General features: G+C 40.8%; 5 protein-coding genes. 2 read left to right on the top strand and 3 right to left on the bottom strand.

The annotated features are described in order from the left end of the window. Window positions 1–77: 77 nt before the first annotated feature. On the bottom strand, window positions 78–845 hold the full coding sequence (gene dptF / locus LGT40_RS01005; protein WP_226069711.1) for a DNA phosphorothioation-dependent restriction protein DptF: 768 nt from the start codon (window positions 843–845) through the stop codon (window positions 78–80). A gap of 188 nt (window positions 846–1,033) precedes the next feature. Continuing rightward, window positions 1,034–1,618 (bottom strand): hypothetical protein, encoded by a 585-nt coding sequence (locus LGT40_RS01010; protein WP_226069710.1) that lies wholly within the window; start codon window positions 1,616–1,618, stop codon window positions 1,034–1,036. Window positions 1,619–1,671: 53 nt separating this feature from the next. Here LGT40_RS01010 and LGT40_RS01015 point away from each other — a divergent pair. Next, window positions 1,672–2,759 (top strand): IS3 family transposase gene (locus LGT40_RS01015; RefSeq protein ID WP_432758070.1). Its coding sequence is split into 2 segments (ribosomal slippage): window positions 1,672–1,930 and window positions 1,930–2,759, totalling 1,089 coding nucleotides; the frame shifts between segments, so codons are not numbered across the junction. A gap of 160 nt (window positions 2,760–2,919) precedes the next feature. After that, window positions 2,920–3,597 (top strand): TVP38/TMEM64 family protein, encoded by a 678-nt coding sequence (locus tag LGT40_RS01020; protein WP_226069708.1) that lies wholly within the window; start codon window positions 2,920–2,922, stop codon window positions 3,595–3,597. Between the two features lie 17 nt (window positions 3,598–3,614). Here the strand turns inward: LGT40_RS01020 and LGT40_RS01025 are convergent. Next, window positions 3,615–5,555 (bottom strand): glycosyltransferase (locus LGT40_RS01025; RefSeq protein ID WP_226069707.1); only part of this gene is annotated, 1,941 nt, incomplete at its 5' end.

Here is a 5,555-nt window from a genome sequence, read left to right on the forward strand (position 1 = left end):
CATCCGCATAGCGGATTGAAAATGATGTCACCGAGGGAGTATCGCGCTCTCAAAGTGGCAAGTTAGGACTGTCCGTTTTAGCGGGGGCAACTACAGATCAATCGAGCTTTTAACAACAGTTCAACTAATACATCTTGGACCTCTGTTAGAGACAAAAGATGAAAGTTTGTACTCAGTTTGGTATGACCATGCTGTTGCAGTTCTTTTTTGTATAACAAATAAAAAGGATTATTCTCATCTTGATGGGTTAGTTTTTGGAAGAAAGGTTTCGCAAATGAGGATGAATATGTGTCTTCATCAAATTTAAACTTAGGGTAATCTTCGAAGTCAATAAAGATGAACTCATTTGTGATTTGGTCTTTCCTGTCTTCGAGAAATGAGTTTATTGCAGTTTTAATGGAATTGAATTCATCATCACCGCGTTTAGCATAATTACCGAGCATCCCCACGTTAATACCAATTACTAATGGTCGTCCTGTATTTAACGTCAACTTAAATCTTTCATCCAGAGCTTGTATTGCAGTCTGGTGAGGTTTAAAGCTATGCGTCGCATCTAAATGGAAATCTATTTCGTGATAATATTTTTCATTTGAGCTATATTTGGTGATTATTTCCGATTTACCGTCACCACTACTTCCACATAGAAACAGTATTTCTCCAGAATCAAGCTTCTCAAGCTCATTTCTGAAATCAGTTTCAACATCTGTATAGATATATAAGTAATTTTTATATTTATTTTGCTTAGAGAATTTTCTTTCGACAGATACAGCTTCAGGAGAAGCTTTAGAAAGAACCATTAATGCATTTTGAAAACTGCGTTGATCACTATTCAGGTTGAATTCCATTCAGTACTTCTCGTTAAATGCTCAATTCCAACTCAGCAGAATTGAAATAATGTAAGAGTCTTATTTTACACTCTAAATTAAAGAGAAGAGATTAGCCACTCTAAGCATTCTTTTCATTCTTAAATTGTATTAGTTATTCATGTTGTACAACATAGTCGAACTAAATTCACAAATTTTGGGGTTCGAAATTATTTCAAGTTTAAATTTTTAAGATCATTCGAATCAAGTTCTAGAATCATCTTATCTGTAGCTATAATCAATTCAACATACCTAGTTGGGTTGAGCTTTGTAGCATATTCTTTAGCCCATATTATCCATTCATCCTGCCCAGCTATATGTATAGATTTCTTCTCAATTGCCTGTACCATGTTCATTACTTCTTGTGAGCGTTTATAGTCATTAGCAAGCTTGTGCAGGTATAGCAGTCTTTGTTTATCAATCAGCTCAATACGCTCCCGCTCAAGTTGTTCATTTCGTTCGACACTTTTTTGTTTAGCATCAGCAATTGCTTGGATTTTTCGAAGTTGCTTTAATTCAAAAACTTGTTGAATGCCCATTGCTATGGCTGGGATATGATTGTCCAAAGTTGAAATCTTCCCATCAGACCATTTAGTGCGAAGTCCTCTTCCATATTCCATGAGCTCAAATTCAAGCATGCCTGTTGGTTGATAAGAGTATTTATCGTACCAAGGTTTATTATCAGTTGGCTGGTTCTCAATACGTTTGAGCTTTTCTCTTATTTCAAATGCTATTGTTATTGACCTGCTCCCCACTTTCTAATCCATAAAGAACTTAGTAATGTTCATCACTGAAAAGGAAGATGAGCATGAAAAAACGATTTACAGAAGAACAAATTATTCAGGTTTTGAAAGAGGCAGAAGCGGGTCTCCCCGTGAAGGAGTTATGTCGGAAACACGCTATTTCCGATGCGACGTTCTACACTTGGCGTAAAAAATACGCTGGTCTGGAAGTTTCTGAGGTCCGTCGTCTCAAAGGCCTTGAACAAGAAAACGCCCAGCTCAAAAAATTACTCGCCGAATCTATGTTGGACAATGAAGCCCTCAAGGTAGCGTTGAACCGAAAGTACTGACCGTCAGGAATAAGCGGGAGGCGGTGCGCTCTATGCTGTCACAAACAGCTATTTCTGAGCGTAGAGCCTGTTCCCTGGTCGGTCTGAACCGCGCCACCATGCGATACCAAAGCCAGTCAACACAAGAAACTGACCTGGTGCAGCGTATTAAAGCGATTGCCTTTGAACGACGCCGGTTTGGTTATCGACGAGTGCATCAGTTATTACGTCGAGAGGGACTGCATGTGAACCACAAGAAAGTTTATCGGTTGTATCGAGAAGCTGGATTGGCGGTACGTAAACGAAAACGACGCAAAGGTCTCATGGTGGAGCGTCAGCCTTTATTGCTACCAGACAGACCCAACCATACCTGGTCGATGGATTTTGTGATGGACTCACTCGCCCATGGTCGGCGCATCAAATGCCTGACCATCGTTGATGACTTTAGCAAAGAATGTCTGGATATACCGGTTGCACATGTAATCTCCGGTGAACAGGTCGCACGAACACTGAATACTATTGCTGCCTTTAGAGGCTATCCGGTGGCAGTAAGAACTGATCAGGGGCCAGAGTTTACCGGCAAAGCGCTGGATCAGTGGGCATATCAACATGGTGTTGAATTGAAACTGATACAACCGGGAAAGCCCATGCAAAATGGCTATATCGAGAGTTTCAATGGTAAGTTTCGAGATGAATGTTTAAACGAGCACTGGTTTAATGATCTGGCTCATGCCAGAGAGCTGATCAATCAATGGCGAATTGACTACAATGAAAACCGGCCACATTCTTCACTTGGCTATCAAACGCCATTGGAGTTTGCTACAGCCCTTCGCCAAATTGATTGAAAACCACGGGTATTACTTAGCTAAAGTTGGATTAGGTGTTGGAGGTGAGCACAAGTCTATAGTGAGCAATTGCAGATAGGCCTTTGATCTCCAAAACAGCAAAATCGACAATATGTTGTGTTACCTTAAGGACTACTTTTTTCCTGACTATAGACTATCAATGCCTAACGCAATAAAACAAACCCTGCTGGTATTCATTTTGTTGCTGGGGATGACAATCCTCTGGCGATTCCTAGCTGATGCTGGCTATTTAAATGAGGTTGCATTGCTTCAACACACTGCATATATAAGACAGTTTGAGTATTCCCTGTGGAGTTTGATTGGTATCACTTTATTGTATGTGGCATTGCTGGCGATTATGTTTCCACTGACCATACTGGTGGTCACAACCGGAATGCTTTTTAGTACGGAATGGGCAATATTCTGTGCCACATTGGCTTCACTAAGCTCTTCAGCAATGGGTTATGTTGTTGGACACTGGGTAGGGCGTGAAACCATCGAAAAACATGGTGGCGAAATGGTTCGCAGGGCAGAAAAGTATATCCAGAAAAATAGTTTCAATAGTATGGTCTTGATTAATCTCTTGCCCGTTGCACCATTCACCATGACCAACATGCTCGCCGGTGCTTTCCGGCTCGATTTCACCCGCTATATGCTAGGCTCAGCAGTGGGCATTATCCCCGGTTTAATTATAGTGATTGCATTTGGTGGACAGTTGAGCAAGCTGATCGCAACAAATGAAAACGGATTACCCTGGTCAGCCATCGTAATAGCGATTTTACTGGTTATTGTATTGGTTGGATTGCTAGTTTATTTGGACAAGCGCTTCAATAGATAATCAAAAACAAACCGCTATCAAGAAGATGGTCGATGATAGGTCGCTAAGACTTCACTATAAAATTTATCAATATTCTGAGCAAAAACGTCACTGTCGTGTTGGCGTGCAAATTCGATAGCTTGTTTTGAAAGCTCTTCTCGTAAAACGTTATCTTCGATGAGTAATTTAAGTTTGCTATTCCACAGTTCAATATCATCCAACGTTTTAAAACCAGTTTTCCCTTCGACTATTGCGTCATCAATACCGCTAGAGCGGATGGCGACAACCGGTAGACCAGCTGACATAGCCTCTAAAATCACCATGCCTTGTGTTTCTGACTTTGAAGCAAAGACGAAGATGTCTGCCATTTGATAATAGCCAGGGATATTCTCAGGTGAAACAGCACCAATAAGCTGGATGCTTTTTTGCAGACCTTTCTCGGCAATTCGATTTTCAAGATAGTGACGATCATCGCCTTCCCCAATAATTACCAGTTGAACTTGATTTTGCGTTTGTTGATTCAGGCTGGCAATTGCATCAATAAGAAATTTCACATTTTTTTCTTTGCCCAGACGTGAAACGCTTACGAGCACCAGTTGTTTTTGTTCAATGCCGAGTTGTTGTTTTAATGCTGCCGGTGTCAGGCTATGTGGTTTGTTAAAGCGCATGAAATCAACGCCACTTGGCTGCACAAAAATACGACTTTTCACCCCCACCAGTCGTAAGTACTCCTCGGTGGAATATGTCGGCACAATGACACCATCACATTTATTACAGAAGCGACGAATGATTAAGTGGGAGATAACATTACGAAATAACGCACCTGGTAATGGAACATAATGCGCATACATTTCGAGTCTAGTATGGTAAGTATAAATAACTGGGCACTTATAGCGTTTAGCGAACCATAAACCTACTGAGCCAAGCCAGAATGGGTGATGCACATGCACCAGATCAAGTTGCTGCTGCTTAAAGGATTTTCTGATTTTCTGTTGAAAAGGATTGGTTAGTCTGAATTCACCCTTGCTGCCAAAAGCAAACAATGTTTTTACGCGAGTGCATGATGAATTCGATTGCTTCTCGCCAGTGTAATCTGGAGCGAATATATGGACGTTATGCCCTCTATTGCGTAATCCTTTAGCCAATCGGTCGATGGAAATAGTGACGCCAGAGATAAACGGGAAGAAATTATTGGTAAAAAAGGCAATGCGCTTAGGTTTATCTCTATAGTTTGAATCATCAATAGTGAAGTGGGTATAAAAATCACGATCTTCGTAGATGACCTCTCGCAACTTAAGCCCGATCAGCACTAAAAAACTGATAACAACCAAAAAACGTGCGAAGCTGACATAAAAAAAAGTATAGATTGCTGACCAGATACTCGTTAACGTTCGGTGCCAAGAGGACTGATTAATACGTGGTATTACCGTCGTTACAGTGATCCCATCTGCCGAAACATTAACTTCCACAAAATGATGATAACTATTCTTGTCATCAACAATCACTCCCCCAGCACCGCCGGTTGTAATATAACGAACGCCATCAATAGTCTGGTCCGCATACAACGCTAGGTTCGCAGAAAACACCAAATCCACCTGATGCTTTCTGAGCAATAGATGAAGCCTCTGTGCTATCTCTTTATCATTAAAATAGTTATCTTCGTTAAAAGCCGGCGTGTTATCAAGTTTTGGATGAATGGGTAACCCCAAGAAGACAAAACGATTTTGCGCTGATGACTGAGTCAACTCTTGATTTAGCCACTCTAGTTGCCATGCATAGGGGGTATTACCGGTATTGTCGAGAAAAATAAACTGATTGTTATTAATCTTAAATGAAAAGAAAGGCGGGCCAAAATGTTCGAAGAAACGAAAATCACCAAAGTCACTGTCCTCATTTTCACCATAAGTCAGCAACCAAGGCATATGCAGCTCTTCGAGCATTTTAATAAGTGAACGATAGTTCTGTTCTGCACCATCACT

It is taken from the genome of Methylophaga pinxianii (assembly GCF_020447225.1).
GTDB lineage: Bacteria > Pseudomonadota > Gammaproteobacteria > Nitrosococcales > Methylophagaceae > Methylophaga > Methylophaga pinxianii.

Coding starts and splice junctions, on each gene's coding strand:
- LGT40_RS01020 (WP_226069708.1), top strand. CDS start 2,920: ATGCCTAACGCAATAAAACAAACCCTGCTGGTATTCATTTTGTTGCTG.
- dptF (WP_226069711.1), bottom strand. CDS start 845: ATGGAATTCAACCTGAATAGTGATCAACGCAGTTTTCAAAATGCATTA.